Origin of the sequence: Caloramator sp. CAR-1 (genome assembly GCF_030546345.1) — a bacterium.
In the GTDB taxonomy this organism is placed as follows: domain Bacteria; phylum Bacillota; class Clostridia; order Clostridiales; family Caloramatoraceae; genus Caloramator; species Caloramator australicus.
The window spans coordinates 18,148-39,959 of sequence record NZ_JAUONW010000009.1; the positions used below are offsets into that span (position 1 = coordinate 18,148).

The following is a 21,812-nucleotide window of genomic DNA, read 5'->3' on the forward strand; positions in this document are numbered from 1 at the left end:
TATCCCCCTATCTATTTTTAAATTTTTCAATTTTTCTTTTTTCTAAAAAAGCTGTCATTGCATCCTTTTGATCTTCTGTGGCAAAACACTGGGCAAAAACTTCAACTTCATACATAAGAGCTGTATCTATATCCGCCTGATACCCCCTATTAATTGAAGCCTTTGCAACACTAATTGCAAAAGGAGCATTGCTGGCTATTTTTTTAGCCATATTTAATGCCTCATCCATAAGTTCTTCTTTTTTTACTACTCTGTTTACAAGGCCAATTTTAAATGCCTCATTAGCATCGATCATATCTCCAGTAAAAATCAGTTCCTTTGCCTTTGCTAATCCTACAACCCTCGATAGTCTTTGTGTTCCTCCAAATCCTGGAGTTATTCCAAGTCCTACTTCAGGTTGACCTAGTTTTGCATTTTCGGAGGCTATTCTAATATCGCAAGATAAAGCAAGTTCACATCCTCCTCCTAAAGCATAACCATTTATTACTGCTATAGTTGGAATTCTTAAATTTTCAATCCTTCTAAATACTTTATTGCCTATTATACTAAATTCTCTAGCCTCTTTTGGATTCATGTCCTTCATTTCAGCAATATCCGCACCTGCCACAAAGGCCTTTTCTCCATCCCCTCTTATCAAAAGGACATAAATTTCCTCATCTTTTTCAACTTGGTCTAAAACTTCATTTAATTCTACCAGCGTTTTAAAATTCAATGCATTCAATGCCTTAGGCCTTGATATTGTAATTATTCCAATATTACCATCCTTTTCAAATTTAATATTTTCCAAAATACCACCCCCCAAAAAACATTATACCATTTTAAAAATATTTTTGAAATTCTAAAAAGAAAAAAATACCCCTATTGATTTAAAAATCAATAGGGATTTCTCTACTCTCCTATAATTTTAACCAATACCCTTTTCTTCCTCTTTCCATCAAATTCACCATAGAATATCTGTTCCCATGGACCTAAGTCAAGTTTTCCATCTGTTATTGCAACTACAACTTCCCTTCCCATAATCGTTCTTTTTAGATGGGCATCGGCATTATCCTCAAAACCATTATGATGGTATTGACTATAGGGCTTTTCTGGGGCTAATTTTTCAAGCCAGTTTTCAAAATCTTGGTGTAGTCCTGCTTCATCGTCATTAATAAATACGCTGGCTGTTATGTGCATCGCATTGCACAATAAAAGCCCTTCCTTTACACCACTTTCTTTTACGCACTTTTCCAATTCATGTGTTATATTTACAAATCCCCTTCTTGTTTTTAACTCAAACCAAAGCTCTTTTCTATAACTTTTCATTTTATCACCCCTTGAGTTCCTCTAAAAGAGTCTTGACGGCTTTTTTAAAAACAGGATGAACAAAATTAGGGTTTAAGTCACAAAGCGGTTTTAACACAAAGTCCCTATTTTGCATATCTGGATGAGGGACCTTAAGATCTGGTTCGTCAATGACTTCATCGTTATAAAAAATTATATCAAGGTCTATATTCCTTGGCCCCCACTTAAAGTGTCTAACTCTCCCCATATCCTTTTCTATATTTAATAGCACATTTAAAAGCTCTCTGCAACTCAAACTAGTTTCCACCACTACTGCTCCATTTAAAAATTCAGGTTGATCCTTATATCCATAGGGCTCAGTAACATAAATTTTAGAAGTTTTTATTATTTTAAGCCCTCTATCCTCCATCATTTTAAGAGCTACATTTATATTTTCTTCTCTATTCCCAACGTTCGTCCCAAAGGCTATATATGCTATATTCATTTTAACACCTCAATCATCTTAATTGCCCTTTTGTTTTCTTTTACATCGTGAACCCTAACTAAATCAACACCCTTAAGTGCAGCATAGCATGATATTGCAATAGTTCCTTCAAGCCTTTCTTCAGGTGGAAGATTACCTAAGGCTATCCCAATTGATGATTTTCTTGAATGGGCAAGTAAAACTGAACAGCCTAATTGCTTAAAAACTTCGATGTTTTTTATAAGTTCAATATTATGTTCATAAAGTTTTCCAAAACCAATGCCAGGATCAACGATTATTTTATCCTTTGAAATCCCATTTTCTATGGAAAACTCAATTCTTTCCTTGAGAAAATCATAAACTTCCTTTACAACATCATCATAATGTGGATTATTCTGCATATTTTTAGGAGTTCCCTTTATATGCATAAGAATTATAGGAACATTAAACCTTTTTACTACATTAACCATATCATTATCAAAGGTCATTGCGCTTATGTCATTTACGATGTCAGCACCAGCCTTTATAGCGTATTCTGCAGTCCTTGCTCTGTATGTATCAACAGATATCAAAATATCCTTATTAAATTTTCTTATAGCCTCTATAACAGGAACTACCCTTTTTATTTCCTCCTCCTCTGATACAGGATCAGACCCTGGTCTTGTTGATTCCCCTCCAATGTCTAAAATCTCAGCACCTTCCTCAATCATCCCCTTAGCCTTATCTAGCGCTATCTCAACATCATTAACCCTAGAACCGTAATAAAAGGAATCTGGAGTTGCGTTAATTATACCCATTACTTTCGTTGAATCAAATATAAATTTTCTTCCATCCCTTAAAGTTATGTAATTCATATTATCTCCCCTTTCTCTGTGCATGCAAAGGCATTGTGATTGTGTATGCTTTCCATGCTTTCAACATATACCCTATACCAAAGAATATCTTTGTTTTCATCAAGTCTTAGGGCAACTTCTCTAACCACATCTTCGACAAACCTTGGGTTTAGATATGCCCTTTCAGTTACGTATTTTTCATCTTTACGCTTTAAAAGTGAAAAAACAGGACAGCTTGCACTTTCTTCGGCTATTGCAACTAAGTCTTCAATCCAGATAAGCTTTTTAGTATAAATCTTAATATTAACTGTAGCCCTTTGGTTATGCGCTCCAAATTCGCTTATCTCCTTCGAGCAAGGACATAACGTAACAACCGGCACCGAAACCTCCATAATAAATTTAAAATCCTCTCCTTTTTCTGCATCAAAGGAGCATTTTATATCATTGGGGGAAATAATGCCCGATACCGGTGATGATTTTTTAATAAAATAATCAAAGTCTATTTTAATATGAGCAGTTTTTGCATGTAATTTCTCTTTTAGTCTGTCAAGGGCCCTCTCTATTTCCTTTGGTGTTATCTCCTGAAGCTCATGGACAAGTTCCACAAATCTACTCATGTGGGTTCCTCGAACATCAGAAGGCAAATCTACTGAAAGTGACATATCAGCTATCGTATGTTGAATTCCACCATGCTTTTCTTTAACTACTATTGGCCATTTTAAGCTATTTATTCCTACTTTCTTCAATGGAACATTTCTAAAATCCTTTTCGCTTTGAACGTCCTTCATACTTTACCCCCTATATGCAACTCCGCTAGTTTTTGTTTCCCAAACTTCAACTTCATATAATCTACAATTATCCCTTTTTAATACATCCTTCAACTCGTTATATACAAAAATGGCAATGTTTTCAGCAGTTGGTTGAGTTATTATATCATTTAAATATGCATGGTCGAATTTATCTATTATTCTCTCCTTTACAATGTTTTTTAGCTCCACAAAATCAAATATCATTCCTTCATGGTCAGGCTCACCCTCTAGTTTTACAACAAGTTTATAGGTATGGCCGTGAAGCCTTTCGCATTTGCCATGATAATGAATAAGATTATGGGCAGCATCGAATTCAAATTCTTTAATTAGTAGCATTAAAATTCACTCCCTAAGTCTTTTATTTTTTGGATAAAATTATATATTATTTTAGCAGTAAGGCCCCAAATAATATAGTCTTGATATTTATAAAAATAAACGTTTAATCTTCCCTCCTGCCAATTATATTCACTTGCAGGAACATTTAATTTATAAGGGAAATCCTCTAAAGGTTCAGTCTTGACTCTAACAGTCATAACCTTAGGTTCGTTTTCTATAAAAAATTTAATAGGAACGTAAAATATCTCCTCCACTTCATCTTTAGAAAAACCTATCTTATTCTTGTCTAGAAGTTTTATTACAAAAGGATATATTATTTTCCCGTATTGAGTTACCAATATATCGCTTTGGCCTATCAATTCGATATTTGATGGGTTTATTAAGAGTTCCTCACAGGTTTCTCTTATAGCAGCATCTTTTCTTTTTTCTCCCTTTTCTATCCTTCCGCCCGGCAGGGACACCTCTCCAGCTTGGCTTAAATTTTTACCCCTTACTTGAAAAAGAATCTTCCATTGACCTTTTTCTTCAACTAAAGGAATAGTAACAGCAAAGGATTTAAGGTCTAAGCCCTCCCCTACGATTCCAATATTATTTAATCTTTTTTTTAGTTTTTCTAAGTCCATCCTATCCCTCACTATGATTATTTTCTTCAACTAATATTATACAATTATTTTTTTACTTTTTACAAGATTAGTATTGATTAGCAATTAAATGAGTGTTATAATGATTAAAGTAAAGAAGGATTTAACATATAAAGTTAACATACCCCCTAGGGTTTTAGAGGATATGTTACTTTAGATGTTAAATCTAAAACCCTTAAATTTTAGGAGGTATGTTAAAATGTCAGACAAGACTCTAGTTTGCAAAGACTGTGGAAAGGAATTTATCTTCACTGAAGGAGAACAAGCATTCTACAGAGAAAAAGGCTTTGAAAACGAACCAAAAAGATGCCCAGAATGCAGAAAAGTAAAGAAGCAACAAAGAAGACAAGACAACTTCAGAAGATAAGAAAATAAGGAGAGCCTAGCTCTCCTTTATTATTTATGTCCTGCTTTTTATAATCTCTTTTTCACAATTCAATATTCTACTCTTCATTTCTTCATCCAGATCTTTAAATATCATATTCCTAAATTTTAACCCTAATTGCCATCTATCTAGTCCTCTATTTTCTTTATCTAAAACCTCCGGCCAATCAATTTTTTTGTTTTTATATATTAAATCAAAATCTACGATTCTTTCTCCATTTTCAAGATATTCTAAACCTAATAGCACCTTTTTAATTTCTTTAGGATCTTTTAAAGTAAAAAGCCTAATTTGATAAACTAAAACGGACATCATAAACCTTGGATAATCCTTAGCCCAAGTTTCTCCTAAAATAATGCCTAAATCCATGTTATCCAAAATTATTGATAACCTTTCATAATGTAATTTGTATTCACTATATCTATCATATATTCTTATATAAATTTCCTTCCAATCCACCCCTACTAATCCTTCATTTAAAAATCTAAGGGCCTGAATTCTAAGTTTTCTTGTTAACCTTGGAAAATCAACATTAACAAGCAATGTTTGTTCATTTATATCCGAAAGATGAATCTTTTTATCAAGTGGCAAAGATGTAAAACAAATTATGGAATCGTTATAGGTTCCTTCGTCTAAGCTTTTATGAAGTGGAAGTAATTTACCGCCATATTCATCCTTAACAGACTCGATAATTTTTTTCTCATCCCCCATAGTTCTCATTAAAATTATCCCTGGCGCTATGTGGCAATCTTCTATAAATTTATATCCCTTAAGGTTAAACATCCTTGTAAAAAACTCATCAAAGGACATCTCAAACAAAACTATTGAGAGAATATCATTGTAATGTGCAATATTTTTATAAGGTTGCGTTATTAAAACTATTGTGCTATTTTCATCAGAAAGTTCAAGAGCAGAATCTAATTCTAACTTTTCCCCTTGCAAATTAGTAATAAGAAAACTTTCAAGCCCTTTATAATCCTTGCTGCCAAAAACTATCATTTTAGGTCCACTTCTTATAATCGATAACAAATTTATCCCCCTCCTATTTACCCATTCTACTTATTTTTAATCTATAATTATCAGTTCCTATTGGATAACATAACTTAAATATTTTTTTATCCTTTATAACATTAATATTTTTAATACCGTTTAGATAATTATCCTTTAAACAATTTTTATCATGTCCATATAAATAAAAATCACAATTTAAAGGTAGATTTTCATATTTATGAGAGAGCCCAAGCTTTATTCCATCGAATATAAATACATCTCCCTCGTTTAATATCTTAACGTTGTCCTTTAATCTTAGTTTAGTAAAATCATCGTGATTACCAGGAACTAAAATAATTAATTCGGCATATTTTGAGATTTCATTAATAAATTTATTTGCCTCCTTTTTATAGACTTCGATTAATTGTGGTCTAATTTCCAATTTTATATCATCAACGATATCACCAGTATGAATTATCACTCTTGGTTTTATTTTTTTTATCATTTTTATTATGGCTTTATATATAAAAGAAGGCGTATCGCTTATGTGAACAAGGGCATTACTATGTCTTAGGTCCTTTGGAACATATATCGCACCGAAAATATGATAGATTGATTTATAAAGATTTTCCATTACTTCATCCCCTACTTTTATTTATTTTAATTTAATGTTATCACAATTTTGAATAAATTAAAGCATAATTTTTAACTCATATAAAGTATAAACATGCTATTTTTATTAAAAAATATTATATAGGCATAATTTTAAAAAAGGGAGTGCTTATCATGAAGGCTGTTATCATGGCAGGTGGCGAAGGAACCAGACTAAGACCTTTAACCTGTGGAATACCTAAACCCATGGTTCCTGTCCTTAACAAACCTATTATAGAATATACAATCAAATTATTAAAAAAACATAATTTTAATAAAATAGCTATAACCACCTTTTATCTATCAAACCATATAATAGATTATTTAGGTGATGGCAGTAGGTTTGGAGTATCAATAGAGTATTTTATTGAAGAAACTCCATTAGGAACAGGAGGAAGCGTTCTTAACACAGGAGACTTTCTAGATGATTCCATATTAATTATTAGCGGTGATGTATTAACGGATATAGACCTTTCAAAGGCAATAGAATTTCACAAAAGTAAAAATTCTATGGCAACCCTTATATTAAAGCGGGAAAGCAATCCACTCGAATATGGAATAGTTATCACCTCTGATGATGGCAGAATACAAAGATTTCTAGAAAAACCAAGTTGGGGTGAAGTTTTTAGCGATACTATCAATACAGGAATATACATACTTGAAAGGGATGTTTTTAAGTATTATAAAAAAGGAGATGTTTTTGACTTCAGCAAAGATCTTTTTCCAAAACTTTTGAAGGATAATGTTCCAATGTTTGGTTACATAACAGAGGAATATTGGAATGACATAGGAGATATAAACTCATATAAACAGACTCACTTTGATATTCTAAGCGGTAAAGTTAATATAGATTTAGAAAATCCAATGCTAAAAGAAGGTATATTTGTAGGAGAAGGAAGCGTAATTAAAGAAGATGTCATTATTAAACCTCCTGTATATATAGGCAAAAATTGCTTTATCAATTCTAAGGTTGTTTTAGAACCATTTACAATAATCGGGAATAATTGCGATATTTCAGAAAATGTAAATATCAAAAAATCAATCATTTGGGATAACTCAACCATCGGGACATCTACACAAATTAGGTCTTCAATAATCTGTAACAAAGTAATAATAAAAAGCAACGTAAATCTATTTGAAGATTCTGTTGTTGGTTCAGAATCCATAGTTGAAGCCTTTTCAACAATAAAACCGGGTGTAAAAATTTGGCCCTTTAAGAAAATAAAAGAATCCTCCATCGTTAACAATAATCTCGTTTGGGGGACAAAGGTTAGTAAAACCCTCTTTGGTAACAGAGATATTTCAGGTGACATAAATATAGATATAACTCCTGAATTTTCAAGCCTTCTAGGTTCAGCTTATGCAAGCATAGTAAAAAAGGATAAACCCGTTATAGTGTCATGTGATAACACTAATTCTGCAAAGGCCATAAAAAATTCCATTTTATCTGGCCTTTTATCCTCAGGGGTTAGAATAATTGATATTGAAGATATTACCCTTCCAATAGCAAGAAATGCAGTTAAATTCTATTCAGCATCCAGAGGAATCCATGTTTACATGGATAGCAGTTTAAGCAGTAAAGCCCACATAGAGTTTATCAACGAAAAGGGTGGAAACATCGATAGGGCAACAGAAAAAAAATTAGAGCATCTTTATCATCGTCAAGACTTTGAAAGATGTAACCCAGATTCAATTAAAGATGTGATTAAGGTTTACAATTATTCCTCCTTTTATATAAATACAATTTCCTCCATGCTAAAGCATACTCAAAAGATTAAAAGTAAAAATCCAAAGATACTAATATCCTCTGAGAGTGACCTTACAATTACAATTGCATCAAAGCTTTTATCAGAAATAGGTTGCCGAATAAACATCGATTATAGTTTAAAGGATAAGGATTGGGATAATAAGGCAATAGAAAATTTATGTAAAAAGGTTGTCAATGAAGGATATTTCTTGGGTTTTATAATAAGTGGCAACGGAGAAAGCTTAAAAATAATCGATGATCAAGGGAGCGTAGTCGACAGAGAAAAATATTTACTTCTTACAGAGCTTATAATAGCAAAATCAGGAAGATCCAATAAATTTATTGTTCCTCATACCATAACCAAACAAGTAGAAGAAATAGCAAAGAACTATTCAATAGATGTAATAAGGACAAAATCCAGCGTATCTAGCCTATTAAATGAAATTTTAAAGGACGAAAACTCCTTCTATCAATATTTCTTAAACTTCGATGCAATAGCAGCATCAGCACTTTTTATAGACTTTATCGTAGGTTCTGACGTTGCTCCACATGAGATTGTAAACGAAATACCAAAATTCTATACAAAATATAGAGAAATACTCTGTGATATTTCTGAAAGAGGAAGAATTATAAGACAGCTTATAGAGGAAAATAAAGATAAGGATATTGAGCTGTTTGAGGGATTAAAAATAAATACAGAAAAGGGATGGGCAATTATAGTTCCTGACAATGAAAAACCAATATTCAGCATATATAGCGAAGGATATTCAGAAGAATTTGCCGATGAAATAAGCGCTGACGTTTTCGATAAAGTAGTGAAACTTTTAAATAACTCGTAATGAAAGGGGTTGTAGCCGATGATTTACGTTGCTATATTTTTCTCATCCCTTTTTATATCTTTAATCATAATAAATAGGCCTAACATTAAGTTAAATAAATATATAGAAACTAAAGATGCTATTTTAAATTATGATGAATTGATTCAACATGCAAAGGATATAGCAAGAAATCATATAATATCTAAAACTAAGCGGGGGCTTGATATTTTATCACCCCGTTTAATTGATAATTATAAATATATAACAAATATCTACTTAAAAATCAACGAAGCAGCTAAAGTAAGAAAAAGTCTTCCTTCAGGTAGTGATTGGCTCTTAGATAATTTTTATATAATAGAAGATAGCTATAAAAACATCATTCGCAATATAAAAAGTAAAACATATAAAGAGCTCGAAATAATCGATAAGGGCTATTTTAAGGATTTTCCTAGAATTTTTATATTAGCAGTTGAACTTATATCTCACACTGACGGAAGAGTTGACAAAGATATATTGATAGATTTTTTAAACTCATACCAAAAAGTCCATCATCTTTCCATGAGCGAAGTTTGGTCTTTACCATTAGCCCTTTCTGTTGCTCTTTTGGAGAAAATAAGAAATCTTTGCGAAAAGCTTAATAGCGTTCATTCTGAATGGGAAAAATCTGAAAAAAAAATTGAATTGGATGACTATGAAAAAATAATTGAATTCCTATCAAAAGAACTTGAAGATAAAAAATTTACTTCAAGCTTTATTGAACATCTTTTGGAAGTATTAAAAAATAAGGACATGTATTATGATCCTATTTTAGATTTCGTTAAATCTAAATTATCAGATGAAAATATAAGCATCGATAATTTAATCAATATTGAACATCAAGAACAAGCCCAGCTTGCAGTTTCCTTTGGCAATAGCATTAACAGTTTAAGATTAATTAACGCTCTTGATTGGAACGAGATATTTGAAGAAATTTGTATTGTTGACAAAATATTGGAAAAAGATAAATTTTTTAAACTTCAAGATAAAGAAACAAGAGATTACTATAGGCATAAGATTAAAAAATTAGCTTCTAAATATGGAGTATCTGAAAGCAAAGTTGCAAAACATTTAATTCTCCTTTCAAGCTCCTCTGATAAAGATGATAAAACCAAGCATGTAGGATATTACTTGCTTGATAATGGTATAAGTCTTTTAATCGAAAAACTTACAGGGAAAGCTCGTAATAAGAACAAAAAATTGCTTCCTTGGTTTTATTTTATGAGTATTTTTATCCCAATAATTTTACTTGATTTCGCACTTTCATATTATTACTACTTAAATACTTTAAATTTAGCAAGAACTATATTAGCCTTTATAATATTTTTGATCCCATTAAGTGAAATAGTAATAAACCTTGTTAACTGGCTGTTTACTCATTTTTTAGATGCAACTTTTCTGCCAAAGCTTGAGTTTAAAAATGGTATCCCTGAGGAATTTAAAACAATAGTAATCATTCCAACTGTATTGCCAAATATAAATAGGGTAAAATCAATATTCAATCAACTTGAAGTAAATTATAATGCAAATAAAAACCAAAATATATATTTTGCAGTTATTGGAGATTTTGTAGATTCTAAAGAGGAATTTTTAGGTAATGAAGAAAAAATTTTAGAAACCGGTCTGGAGCTTGTTAGGAATTTAAATAAAAAATATTCAAAGGGCGAAGATATATTTTATTACCTACATAGAAGGAGAATATTTAACCCTACCCAAGGTAAATGGATGGGCTGGGAAAGAAAAAGAGGCGCAATTTTTGAATTTGTTGAAGTTTTAAGAGGTAAAACCGATTCAACTTTTATAACAATATCCTCCGATATAAATCCAATCAAAGATGCAAAATATATCATAACTATAGATGCAGATACAATAATGCCAATAGGAACTGCAGAAAAATTGATAGGAACTATAGCTCATCCTTTAAATAAGGCTGAATATAATCCTCAAAAAGGAGTTGTAACTAAAGGATACGGTCTTATTCAGCCGAGGATTGGTATAAACATCGAAAGCACAAACAAAACCATGTTTTCAAGGATCTTTGCTGGAAATGGAGGAATAGATCCATATTCAAAGGCAATATCAGATATCTATCAAGATATATTTAAAGAAGCCATCTTTACCGGCAAAGGGATTTTTGATATTGACATATTTAAAGAAAGTCTAAAAAATATTCCTGAAAATACCCTTTTAAGCCATGATTTAATCGAAGGCAGCTATTTAAGGGTAGGGCTTGCTACTGATATTGAGCTTATAGACAATTACCCAGAAAAGTATAGCTCATATATAATACGACAGCATAGATGGACTAGAGGAGATTGGCAAACAATTCCTTGGCTTAAATCTCAAATTAAAACTTCTGATGGTAGAAAAATAAAAAATCCATTAAATTTTGTATCTAAGTGGAAGATAATAGATAATTTAAGGCGCAGTTTAGTTCCTATAGCATATTTTGTCCTGCTTTCTCTTTCAACCCTTTATTTCAAAGACATATACTTTATTATTTCATCTTTAATTATTATATTCTTTCCAATTATACTAAGCCTATTTGATTATATAAACATAAAGTGGTTTATTGCACCGCGCGAAAAATTAAATGGTAATTTAATATATGGACTTAAGGCGACATTTTATCAAACAATATTAAATTTTATATTTTTACCTTATCACGTTTATATGATGGGGCATGCTATTTTAAAGACCCTATACAGAATATGGATTTCAAGAAAAAATACTTTAGAATGGGTAACAGCTGCCGATGTTGAAAGTTCATTAAGCAATGACCTAAAGAGCTTTTTTATCAGGATGTATCCAGGCCTTTTAATTTCATTAGGTTATCTTGCTTTATCCTTTTTAACCGGTAATGCATATTTATCTTCATTATTTACACTACTTTGGCTAATATCTCCATATATTGCTTATTATATAAGCCAGCAAAATATAGCTGAAGATAAATTTAGCATTGAAGATTTAGAAATGATAAGACGCATTGCAAGAAAAACATGGTTATTTTATGAGGAGTTTACCGATAAAGATAACAACTATCTTCCTATCGATAACTATCAGCAAAGTCCTGTAAAAAAATTAGCCCACAGGACTTCTCCAACAAACATAGGATTTTATTTGCTTAGCTGCTTATCAGCAAGAAATTTAGGCTATTTAAGCTTTAGTAAAATGTTAGAAAAAATCAATCTTACCCTAACAACAGTAGAAAAATTAAAAAAGTGGAATGGGCACCTTTTTAACTGGTATGATACAAAGACATTAGAGGTTCTGCATCCTTATTATATTTCAACTGTTGATAACGGAAACTTTATAGGATATTTAATTACTTTAAAAGAAGCTATAAAATCTTTGCTGGATGAATCCATAATTTCAAAAGCTGAAATTCAAGGTTTAATTGATACTTTAGAACTATCATCAGAAATTCCTTCACAAAATGAATATATTCTAAGACTACAAGATATGTTATATGCTGATAAAATGGATTACAAAGAATTATTAAATATTTTTATTGAACTTTCTAGAATTCCTTCTCCAAATTCAATTTGGACTTCAAAGGTTATAGAAACTGCAAAGGATTTTAAAGAGGAGGTAGAGAAATATATCCCATCCTTTATTTTAAACGACGGCAATTTATTGCAGAATATAAAAAATGAAGTTTTAAAATCTCCTTCGATTAACCGATTAAAACAATTGTATGAAGAATTATTGCAAAATGAAATAGAAGCATCATATAAATTTGAAGTGGAAAAATGTCTCTATAATATTAATGAATTGATAAATTTTGCAAAAAATATTATATCAAGAATCGAAACTATTATTGAAAATACCAATTTTTCACTGTTATACGATGAAAAAAGGGATCTTTTCTCTATAGGATTTAATGTGGAAGAAAACAAACTTACTAATTCATACTATGATCTTTTAGCATCTGAAAGCAGACTTGCAAGCTATATAGCAGTAGCAAAGCGTGAAGTTCCTGTCACCCACTGGTTTAGACTAGGAAGAAACCTTGTAAAAATAAATGGCTACAGAAGTTTAGTTTCATGGACAGGAACAATGTTTGAGTATTTCATGCCACCTATTATAATGAAAACCTTTGACAATACTTTATTGAGTGAAACATATTATACGGCCATAAAAGCTCAAATAAAATATGGTGTTAGTAGAAAAGTTCCATGGGGAACATCGGAGTCCGGATTTTATACCTTTGACTTACTTTTAAATTACCAATATAAAGCCTTTGGTGTTCCTGACTTAGGTTTAAAGAGGGGTTTAATAAACGACATGGTTATTTCACCCTATTCAACCGTTTTAGCTCTTCCCTTCAGCCCCTATGATGCAATTGAAAATTTAAAAAAGATTATTAACGATATAGGTGAAGGAATTTATGGGCTTTATGAAGCAATTGACTATACTCCTGAAAGGCTTCCCAGGAATAAAAATGCTGCAATAGTCGAGAGCTTTATGGCCCATCATCAGGGAATGATATTAGCTTCAATCAACAATTTTATCAACAAAAACATACTAGTTAAATATTTCCATAGCGATCCCGTTATTAAATGTGGTGAATTTTTGCTTCAAGAAAAGGTTCCATTAAGAGTTATAATAACTAAAGAACATAAAGAAATTGTAAAACCATTTAAACGTGAAGAATATAAAGAGCAAGTTATTACTAGGGAGGTTGGTGCCTTCGAATCCGATTTGCCTGTTTGCCATATATTATCGAATGGAAACTATTCACTTATGTTAACCAACGGAGGCTCTAATTTTAGCAAATATAATGATATTTATATAAACAGATGGAGAGATGATACTACAATAAGAAGATACGGAACCTTTATATTTATTAGAAGTTTAAATACCAATAAAATTTTATCAACAACATTTGAACCTATATGTAAAAAGGCAAAATTCTATAAATCCAAGTTTTCACCTGATAAAGCAGAATATTTGCTTAAGGAGGACAACTTAGAAGTTCATACAGAAATTTGTGTTTCACCTGAGGATAATTGTGAAATAAGAAAAATTACTATAACAAACTTTAACTCAGACGATATTGTATTAGAAGCAACAAGCTATTCCGAAATAGTATTGAATAATTTAAACGCCGACATTGCCCATACTACATTTAGTAATTTATTCGTCAGAACTGAGTTTGAAGAAAAATATAGCACAATCTTTGCCTCCAGGAGGCCAAGGGAAGAAGGTCGTGAACCTCACTTTGCATTCCATTCAATCTTAATACTTGGCAATCTGATAGGTTCGATAGAATATGAAACCGATAGACTAAAATTTTTAGGAAGAGGCAAAACTATTTCAGAACCTCAAGCCCTCTTCCAACCACTTTCAAAATCTACAGGAGCAGTTTTGGACCCTATATTCAGCCTAAGAGGTAGAATTAGAATAAAATCAGGAGAATCAGCAACAATAATATACTGTTTAGGATATGGTAAAAGTAAAGATGAAGTTTTAGAGCTTAGCAAAAAATATAACGATTTTACTAATATTCAAAGAGCCTTTGAACTTGCAAATATAAGAAGCAAGATGGAATTAAGATACCTAAATTTAAAATATGAAGAGGTAATAGACTTTGATAACATGCTGTCGCATATTTTATACCTAAGTCCATTAAAGAAAAAATATAACGATATAATTAAAGAAAATACTAATGGTCAAAAGGCACTTTGGAAATTCGGTATATCCGGTGATATTCCAATCGTTTTAGTAACTATAGATAAGATTGAAGACATAGATATAGTAAAGACAATGTTAAAGGCCCATGAATATTGGAGAAACAAAGGTTTAAAATTAGATCTTGTAATCCTTAATCAGGATGAAAGTTCATATCTGCAACCTTTGAGGGATTTAATTCAAGATACCGTTATGCGAAGTGTAACAAGAGACCTATTAAACAGGTCCGGTGGAATATACGTTCTAAATGCTAATGAAATTGAAATGAAAGACGTAACTTTACTATTTACTGTGGCAAAACTGATAATCCATGCTCAGAAGGGTTCTATTTCAAAACAAATAAAATTATTACCTACATCCTTAGAAAGTCAAAAATTAGAAATTGAAATTCCTAACGGAAATGAAGTGTCCAGTGAAATAGAAAAGCCGCAATTAGAATTCTTCAATGAATATGGTGGCTTCGATCTAAAGAATAAAGAATATATCATAAAGCTAAAAGAAAACAATTACACTCCTCTGCCATGGTCTAACGTTATCGCAAACAAAAAATTCGGATTTTTAATTACAGAAGGTGGCGGAGGATATACCTGGTTTGAAAACAGCCGTGAAAACAAAATAACTCCGTGGAGTAACGACCCCGTTTCAGACCCGCCTTCCGAAATAATATATTTAAGAGATGAACATACAAGGGAATTTTGGAGCCTCACTCCAAATCCTATAAGACAAAACATCAATTACTTCATTCATCATGGAATTGGTTATACAATTTTCAAACAGTTTAGCCACAATATATATCAAGAATTATTGTGTTTTGTTCCAAAAGACGATAGCGTCAAGATAAATCTTATTAAACTCTGCAATAATTCCAATATCGAAAGAAAAATAGCCCTATTCTACTATATAAGGCCAATGCTTGGAGTCAGTGAACATAGCACTCAACAGTTTATAGTAACAGATATTCTGTCGAATACAGGAACTATAATATTCAAAAATAACTATAACTCCGATTTCCCAGACTCTATTGGCTTTGTTGATTGTTCAGAGATAAAGGATTCCTTTACTTGTGACAGGATGGAATTTATAGGACCCTATAAGAATTTAAAAACTCCCTATGGCCTTTTTAAAGATGAACTTTCAAATACATTTGGAGCGGGTCTTGATCCATGTGTAGCAATTAAAATTTCAATAACACTAAATCCAAAGGAAGAAAAAGAAATAGCCCTTTTATTAGGAGCTGCCAATAGTAAGGATGAAATTGAAAAACTAATAAAAAAATATAAAGAAATTAATACTTGTAAAACTGAATTTGAAAATGTAAAACAGTCCTGGTCATCTTTGCTTGAAATAGTCCAGGTTGATACACCCGAAAAGTCTATGAATATAATGCTAAATAGCTGGCTAATTTATCAAACACTTTGCTGCAGAATATATGCAAGGAGCGCCTTTTATCAAAGTGGTGGAGCCTTTGGATTTAGAGATCAATTACAGGATGTATTATCCTTGTTAAACATAGCTCCAGAAATTACAAAGGAACAAATAATCCTCCATGCAAAGCATCAGTTTGTTGAAGGAGATGTTTTGCACTGGTGGCATATGTGTAAAGATATAAAAGGAATAAGAACAAAATTCTCCGACGACCTTTTATGGCTTCCCTTTGTAGTTGCAGAATATATCACAAAGACAGGAGATTATTCAATCCTTGACATTAAGGCCCGCTTTGTTGAAGGCGAAACTTTGGCAGAACATGAGGATGAAAAGTATTTCCTTCCTTCAAAGTCTGAAGAAAAAGCATCGATTTATGAACATTGCATAAGAGCTATAGAACGCTCGTTAAAATTTGGAGAACACGGTATCCCCCTCATGGGCTCCGGCGACTGGAACGATGGAATGAATACAGTCGGAAATAAAGGTAAAGGCGAGAGCGTTTGGCTTGGTTGGTTTTTATATAGCATCCTGCAAAAATTCATCCCCATTTGCAAAACTAAATATGACTACCATAGAGCTGCAAGGTATCAAAAAGTTGCAGAAGAAATTGTAAAATCTATAGAAGAAAATGCATGGGATGGAGAATGGTATAGAAGGGCCTACTTCGACGACGGAACACCCCTTGGCTCTTCCCAAAATTCAGAATGTAAGATAGACTCCCTTGCACAAACCTGGGGCTTAATAAGCAAAGGTGCAGATTTTAATAGAGCTTTGATTGCCATGAAATCCGTGGAAAACTATTTGATTAACAGAGAAGCGGGGATAATAATGCTCTTTACTCCACCCTTTGATAAGAGCGAATTGAACCCAGGATATATAAAGGGATATGTTCCTGGTGTTAGAGAAAATGGAGGACAATACACCCATGCAGCTACCTGGGTAATATATGCCTATGCCCTGCTTGGTGAAGGCGATAAGGCAGTTGAGCTTTTCAACATGATAAACCCAATAAATCATACAAGAACTATGTATGAAGTGTCGAAGTATAAGGTTGAACCATACGTAATGGCTGCAGATGTATATGCTGTCGAGCCCCATGTTGGTCGTGGCGGCTGGACGTGGTATACCGGATCCTCCAGCTGGATGTATAAAGTAGGCCTTGAGGAAATTTTAGGTTTTAAAAAGATAGGGAATAAGCTTATAATCGATCCATGCATCCCAAAATCATGGAAGGAATACAAAATAAGATATAAATTTATCAATACCATCTACAATATCACAGTTAAGAATCCCGATGGGAAAAGCAAGGGGATTACTACAGTTACATTAGATGGAAATGCCCTTGATAATAAAGAAGTCCCTCTTGTAGATGACGGAATTGAACATTATGTTGAAATTATAATGTGAAATTGTGTTTTCCTCAAAATTTTATGCTCCCCATTAGGGGAGCATACAGATTGTAGACAAACTCTCATTTGTGTTTAGACTTTGCAAGAGCCCCGTGAATGGATTTCAAAAAGGCATCTCTCATGAGCTCTAGCAATTCTTGCTTTTCGACTTTTCAAAAGTCCGTAATTCTGCACACGGACGTGCAGAGCCGAGTGGCCGACACGGATGTCGGCTCACGAGGGTAGGACTTTTGAAAACAAAGAAAAGCTTAGAATTGCTTAGCGAAATGAGCGAATGCCAGGGAAATCTTTCACGGGGCTTATCAAAATATAACTTTTTCAACAGTCTGTATGCTCCCCATTAGGGGAGCATATTTTATAGTCTATCTTATAATTATTACCTTTACATCACCCTTTGGAAGGGAAATTTCTAAATTGTTATTTTTAATATAGGCATTATCATCATCTTTTATCGATAATATCAATTTTGCATCTTTAAATTTTTCTCCAATTTTTTTCTCAATATTGGACAACCTTACCTTTAGATTAACATCCCTATCAAAATCCCCATTTGCAGCTATTAATAAGAGTTTTTCATTTTTACCATCTAATTTATATGCTAAAACTATTGTAGAATCATCTCCAGAATTTATCTTTATAAAGTTTTCTACCTTTAAATATTTTAAATATTTTTCCCTTATTTTATTTACCCCTTCAATTAAATCTATCATTTCTTCCTTACCTTCGTTTGTCCAGTGAAGGGCATATTTATCGAAAAAGGCTAGCTTGCCATAGAAAGGATCCTCCTTAGGCAGCACATATCTCCCATCAGGCTGAGGATCTAATCCTAAGTTCATTGGCTGAACTTCAAATATTTCCATACCTGATGTAACAAAAGGAACAGCATTTGGTAAGAAGTTATTTAAAACAACTGATAGCTTTGAAAAATCCCTTCCGCCTTTTCTCGATGCTGCCCTTGGAGTGTCTGGCATTTCTGATGCAGCAAAAACAGGAACTTTAAGCTTTGCAACATCATAAATCATCCTCTTAAAATGGCCTTCCTCTATTCTAGGTTCAGTCCACCAGTATTCTCCTATAACCATATTATATCCGGCTTTTTTAGCCTTTTTGTCAGCTTTATTATTTAATTCTTCAGCAATAAAGCAAAAATCCTTATCAAATTGCCTTGGTTTTTCTATGATCATCTTCTCAAGTTCCGATGGAAGGGCATGACCCATATCTATTCTTGCACCATCGATGCCAAAATTTCTTTGGTAGTGGGGAATAATGTCAGAAATTTTTTCCCAAAGCTCAATATTCTTAATTTTTCCCTTAAACACATTTCCCCTTATGATATCAAACAAAATATATGGCGGCTGATCTTTTCCAACAAATTTTGCCGATTTTATTGGGTTATCAAGATAAAGCCTTAAGTAAGTAACATCGCTCCAGGGAGGCTGCGGGTCATTAATACAATCTGAAAAGGCAGGTGCTGTCGTTATTCCAAATTCCTCTTCAATTAATTGGAAAAAGTCGATATTTTTATTTTCTTTACATCTTTCCTTTATGCTTTCCCATTTTGCAGGATCTAATTTATCTGGCGACGGAACAAATAATTTAAGGTGCTCCTTAACCTCCTTGGCAGCATAAATTTTTTCAATATTATCCTTTTCAGCCTTTGTAAAAGGTTCAAAGCCTTCTATTTTAGGTGGATGATACTTATCTAAATCTTTTTTTCTTATCCAATAAAACCAATCTGGATGTTCTAATATAAGATCTGAATCCCTCGCCGAAGTTCTTGGAATAATATCTATCATAGTTCTAATTCCAAATATATGGCATGCTTCAACAAAGGCCTTAAATTCATCATCAACAGTTGTTGTGTTTAACATATTATCCTTAAGAACAGGATCTATTTCAAAAAAGTTTTTTATAGCATAGGGGGACCCCATTTCACCCTTAGCATATTTTGTGCTGTTTTTTGTAATAGGAAGCATATATATTGCCTTAAATCCCATTCTCTTTATTAGGGGTAATAAAGCTAATGTTTTTATAAATGTTCCTGTATCGTTAAGCCCAAATTTGTTTTTAACCTCAAGACTTCTATCACCATCATGGTCCCAAGCCGAAGACGTTCTTATCTGCATGCCATATACATTGCTTTTTTTAATCCAATCTCCTCCTATGTATCCCTTTTCATGTCCTTCCTTTTTTATTTTTGACAAAGGCAAACTGTAATTATTGTTATCCTTCATTAAAGGCAGAAAATTCTTTTCAATACATTCTGCAAAGAATCTATATGGGTTTACTGTTATTGTTCCGTCTTCATTTTGCTTTTTTTCTTCTCCGGAATATGAAAATGTATCCCAAAGGGCTGGTATTCTATAATCCATCCCTTCCCCATGTTTTATTTTAAGTTTCAGCTCATGTAAAACTTTTATTAAAGCACTATCTAACCCCATAAATTGCCTCCTTAAAAATTACTTAATAATTAATAAATAGCTTTATGCAATCGTTTGAACACATAATTATTATACAACAAAATCCCCTATAAAAACAGGGGATTTTAAAAATTTTATGCAATATCAAACTGATTTACATAAAGACTATAATATTTTCCTTTTTTTCTTAAAAGTTCATGATGGCTTCCTTCCTCTTCTATACCATTCTCGGTTAGGACTATTATTCTATCTGCATTTTTAACTGTAGCTAATCTATGGGCTATAATTAATGTTGTCCTATTTTTAGCAAGATCCTCTATGGACTTTTGAATGATAGCCTCGCTTTCATTATCAAGGGAAGAAGTTGCCTCATCTAAGATTAGAATTGGTGGATTTTTAAGGAACATCCTTGCTATTGAAATTCTCTGTTTTTGCCCACCAGAAAGTTTAACTCCCCTTTCTCCAATATATGTATCATAACCATTTGGAAGCTGCATTATAAAATCGTGGGCATTGGCAGCCTTTGCAGCTTCAACAATTTCCTCAAAGGTTGCATCGAGTTTTCCATAGGCTATATTTTCCCTTATAGTTCCTGCAAATAAGAAAACATCCTGCTGAACAATTCCAATATTTCTCCTTAAAGATTTTAATGCTATATACTTTATATCTATTCCATCTATAGTTATCCTTCCTTCATCGATTTCATAAAATCTTGGAATTAAATTACAAAGAGTAGTTTTACCTGAACCTGAAGGTCCTACGATTGCAACGGTTTCACCGCTTTTGATTTTAAAATTTATATTTGATAAAACTGTCCTTTTATCATCGTAGCTAAACTTAACATCTATAAATTCAATATCCCCTTTTACCTTTTCTAATTCAATTGCACCCTCTTTGTCCTCAATATAAGGTTTCATATCTATTATTTCAATAAACCTTTTAAAGCCTGACATCCCATTTTGAAAATCTTCAGTAAATCTTAGTATTATTGTAAGAGGTCTTAAAAACTGGCCAATATAGAGCATAAACGCCACTAAATCACCTACGTTTATTTCACCTTTAGAAACCATAAGCCCTCCAAAGGTCAAAGTTATTAGGACGGCAATATTTGCAAAATAGTTGTTAACTGAATCAAATATGCCTATATATCTTACTGCTTTAGTCCTCTGATTTTTAAACCTTAAATTACCCTCATCAAACTTTTTAATTTCATATTCCTCGTTTGTGAAGGATTTAACCACCCTAATTCCAGAGATGCTGTCCTCTATTCTGCTGTTTATATCCGCAATAATTCTTCTTTGTTCCATAAAAACGCTCTCGAATTTGTTATTAAACTTTATCATAAAGTAGATCATAAATGGAATAATCGTGAAGGATACCAATGTTAACTTAACATTGATATTTAGAAGGACAAAAAACGTTCCAATTAATAGAATGACAGAGAGGAAAATATCCTCCGGGCCATGATGTGCAAGCTCTGAAATCTCCCTTAAATCGTTAACAATCCTTGACATTATTTGCCCTGTTTTTGTGTTATCAAAGTAGCTAAAGGATAATTTCTGAATATGCGAAAATATTTCCTTTCTCATGTCGTATTCTATTCTAACCCCAAGAACATGGCCGTAATATCCTACGAAGTATTCCATTAGCATTTTAAAGGAGTAAATTAAGAAAAGCAGTAGGCTAAATTTTAAAATCATAATCATGTTTTTAGTTGGAATAATTATGTTAATAAGCCTTCTCGTCAAAAGAGGATATATTAAATCTGTTATAGTAACAAATAACGCGCAGGAAATATCAAAAATAAACAAGGCCAAATGAGGCTTATAATATTTTGCAAACCTTTTGAGCATATAATCCTCCTAAATCCTTTA

Annotated in this window: 14 protein-coding genes; 3 read left to right on the forward strand and 11 right to left on the reverse strand. The window is 32.3% G+C overall.

The window, feature by feature from the left end; translation table 11 throughout:
• Positions 1-7 precede the first annotated feature (7 nt).
• The 7 genes from Q3V94_RS02775 to Q3V94_RS02805 all read right to left on the reverse strand — a co-directional run bounded on the left by Q3V94_RS02775 (position 8) and on the right by Q3V94_RS02805 (position 4,348).
• Positions 8-787: a short-chain-enoyl-CoA hydratase gene (locus Q3V94_RS02775; protein ID WP_008908910.1), complete on the reverse strand. Its 780-nt coding sequence runs from the start codon at positions 785-787 to the stop codon at positions 8-10.
• Between the two features lie 101 nt (positions 788-888).
• A complete protein-coding gene (locus Q3V94_RS02780; RefSeq protein WP_303524995.1) occupies positions 889-1,305 on the reverse strand; it encodes a secondary thiamine-phosphate synthase enzyme YjbQ in 417 nt (138 codons plus the stop codon).
• Between the two features lie 4 nt (positions 1,306-1,309).
• Entirely contained in the window at positions 1,310-1,768 is a 459-nt protein-coding gene (gene folK / locus Q3V94_RS02785; protein WP_303524996.1) for a 2-amino-4-hydroxy-6-hydroxymethyldihydropteridine diphosphokinase, read from the reverse strand.
• Positions 1,765-2,601, reverse strand: coding sequence for a dihydropteroate synthase (gene folP / locus Q3V94_RS02790; RefSeq protein ID WP_303524997.1), 837 nt, complete (start codon positions 2,599-2,601; stop codon positions 1,765-1,767). Before folP ends, folK begins: the two co-directional genes overlap by 4 nt.
• Positions 2,598-3,368, reverse strand: a complete 771-nt coding sequence (folE2, locus tag Q3V94_RS02795; RefSeq protein ID WP_303524998.1) for a GTP cyclohydrolase FolE2 — start codon at positions 3,366-3,368, stop codon at positions 2,598-2,600. The genes folP and folE2 overlap by 4 nt, the downstream gene beginning before the upstream one ends.
• A gap of 3 nt (positions 3,369-3,371) precedes the next feature.
• Entirely contained in the window at positions 3,372-3,725 is a 354-nt protein-coding gene (gene queD, locus Q3V94_RS02800; protein WP_303524999.1) for a 6-carboxytetrahydropterin synthase QueD, read from the reverse strand.
• Positions 3,725-4,348, reverse strand: a complete 624-nt coding sequence (locus Q3V94_RS02805) for a CoA pyrophosphatase (RefSeq protein ID WP_303525000.1) — start codon at positions 4,346-4,348, stop codon at positions 3,725-3,727. Before Q3V94_RS02805 ends, queD begins: the two co-directional genes overlap by 1 nt.
• A 217-nt stretch (positions 4,349-4,565) precedes the next feature.
• On the opposite strand from Q3V94_RS02805, the gene Q3V94_RS02810 reads away from it, so the two are divergent.
• On the forward strand, positions 4,566-4,733 hold the full coding sequence (locus tag Q3V94_RS02810; RefSeq protein ID WP_008908903.1) for a zinc-ribbon domain-containing protein: 168 nt from the start codon (positions 4,566-4,568) through the stop codon (positions 4,731-4,733).
• Between the two features lie 33 nt (positions 4,734-4,766).
• Here the strand turns inward: Q3V94_RS02810 and Q3V94_RS02815 are convergent, their stop codons facing one another.
• Both Q3V94_RS02815 and Q3V94_RS02820 read right to left on the reverse strand, forming a co-directional pair.
• Positions 4,767-5,777 carry a hypothetical protein gene (locus Q3V94_RS02815; protein ID WP_303525001.1) on the reverse strand — a complete coding sequence of 337 codons (1,011 nt, stop codon included), beginning with the start codon at positions 5,775-5,777 and terminating at the stop codon, positions 4,767-4,769.
• Positions 5,778-5,790: 13 nt separating this feature from the next.
• A complete protein-coding gene (locus Q3V94_RS02820) occupies positions 5,791-6,372 on the reverse strand; it encodes a metallophosphoesterase (RefSeq protein ID WP_303525002.1) in 582 nt (193 codons plus the stop codon).
• 152 nt (positions 6,373-6,524) lie between these two features.
• Here Q3V94_RS02820 and Q3V94_RS02825 point away from each other — a divergent pair, with 152 nt between their 5' ends.
• Both Q3V94_RS02825 and Q3V94_RS02830 read left to right on the forward strand, forming a co-directional pair.
• Positions 6,525-8,975, forward strand: a complete 2,451-nt coding sequence (locus Q3V94_RS02825) for a sugar phosphate nucleotidyltransferase (protein ID WP_303525003.1) — start codon at positions 6,525-6,527, stop codon at positions 8,973-8,975.
• A gap of 18 nt (positions 8,976-8,993) precedes the next feature.
• The gene (locus Q3V94_RS02830) at positions 8,994-17,516 is read left to right on the forward strand and encodes a glucoamylase family protein (protein WP_303525004.1); all 8,523 of its coding nucleotides are present in this window, start codon (positions 8,994-8,996) and stop codon (positions 17,514-17,516) included.
• 364 nt (positions 17,517-17,880) lie between these two features.
• Here the strand turns inward: Q3V94_RS02830 and Q3V94_RS02835 are convergent, their stop codons facing one another.
• Complete coding sequence (locus Q3V94_RS02835) at positions 17,881-19,959, reverse strand: alpha-amylase family glycosyl hydrolase (RefSeq protein WP_303525005.1); 2,079 nt, start codon at positions 19,957-19,959, stop codon at positions 17,881-17,883.
• A gap of 113 nt (positions 19,960-20,072) precedes the next feature.
• On the reverse strand, positions 20,073-21,791 hold the full coding sequence (locus tag Q3V94_RS02840; protein WP_303525006.1) for an ABC transporter ATP-binding protein: 1,719 nt from the start codon (positions 21,789-21,791) through the stop codon (positions 20,073-20,075).
• Positions 21,792-21,812 lie beyond the last annotated feature (21 nt).

What these genes read in the sequence shown, in the direction of transcription:
- Q3V94_RS02780 (WP_303524995.1), bottom strand. Translation starts at nt 1,305, where the DNA reads ATGAAAAGTTATAGAAAAGAGCTTTGGTTTGAGTTAAAAACAAGAAGG.
- folK (WP_303524996.1), bottom strand. Translation starts at nt 1,768, where the DNA reads ATGAATATAGCATATATAGCCTTTGGGACGAACGTTGGGAATAGAGAA.
- folP (WP_303524997.1), bottom strand. Translation starts at nt 2,601, where the DNA reads ATGAATTACATAACTTTAAGGGATGGAAGAAAATTTATATTTGATTCA.
- folE2 (WP_303524998.1), bottom strand. Translation starts at nt 3,368, where the DNA reads ATGAAGGACGTTCAAAGCGAAAAGGATTTTAGAAATGTTCCATTGAAG.
- queD (WP_303524999.1), bottom strand. Translation starts at nt 3,725, where the DNA reads ATGCTACTAATTAAAGAATTTGAATTCGATGCTGCCCATAATCTTATT.
- Q3V94_RS02805 (WP_303525000.1), bottom strand. Translation starts at nt 4,348, where the DNA reads ATGGACTTAGAAAAACTAAAAAAAAGATTAAATAATATTGGAATCGTA.
- Q3V94_RS02810 (WP_008908903.1), top strand. Translation starts at nt 4,566, where the DNA reads ATGTCAGACAAGACTCTAGTTTGCAAAGACTGTGGAAAGGAATTTATC.
- Q3V94_RS02820 (WP_303525002.1), bottom strand. Translation starts at nt 6,372, where the DNA reads ATGGAAAATCTTTATAAATCAATCTATCATATTTTCGGTGCGATATAT.
- Q3V94_RS02825 (WP_303525003.1), top strand. Translation starts at nt 6,525, where the DNA reads ATGAAGGCTGTTATCATGGCAGGTGGCGAAGGAACCAGACTAAGACCT.
- Q3V94_RS02830 (WP_303525004.1), top strand. Translation starts at nt 8,994, where the DNA reads ATGATTTACGTTGCTATATTTTTCTCATCCCTTTTTATATCTTTAATC.
- Q3V94_RS02835 (WP_303525005.1), bottom strand. Translation starts at nt 19,959, where the DNA reads ATGGGGTTAGATAGTGCTTTAATAAAAGTTTTACATGAGCTGAAACTT.
- Q3V94_RS02840 (WP_303525006.1), bottom strand. Translation starts at nt 21,791, where the DNA reads ATGCTCAAAAGGTTTGCAAAATATTATAAGCCTCATTTGGCCTTGTTT.